Annotated in this window: 1 pseudogene; it reads left to right on the top strand. The window is 60.2% G+C overall.

From position 1 onward, the window contains the following. Nucleotides 1-435: pseudogene (locus tag HMPREF2954_RS04890) on the top strand (hypothetical protein); the annotation flags it as partial.

Raw genomic sequence — 435 nt, 5'->3', positions numbered from 1 at the left:
GCCATCGGTACCGGCAACATCGTCAGCGGCAAAAACTCCGGCGCCATCGGTGACCCGACCGTAGTAAGCGGCAACAGTTCTTACTCCATCGGTAACAACAACAACGTATCCGCCGACAACGCCTACGCACTGGGCAGCAACATCAAAGCCACGGTTAAAGACTCCGTCTACCTCGGCGACCGCGCCCAAACCCAAGGCATCCATACGGCTGATGCGGCCAAAGGCGAAGCCTACACCTACGGCGGCTTGAACGACAAAGCCGTGGCAGGCAAAGCAGGTTCGGCTGCCGCCGCGAACAAAGTCGCCGGCGTCGTTACCGTCGGCAACGGCACGGACGAGACCCGTCAGGTACAAGGTGTGGCGGCAGGCGTGGTATCGGCGGATTCGACCGATGCGATCAACGGCAGCCAGTTGTATTACACCAACCAGGCGATT

It is taken from the genome of Neisseria sp. HMSC067H09, from assembly GCF_001814135.1.
Lineage (GTDB): Bacteria > Pseudomonadota > Gammaproteobacteria > Burkholderiales > Neisseriaceae > Neisseria.
Note: the sequence above shows the minus strand (reverse complement) of the source record. Positions and strands in the feature narration are given on the sequence as shown.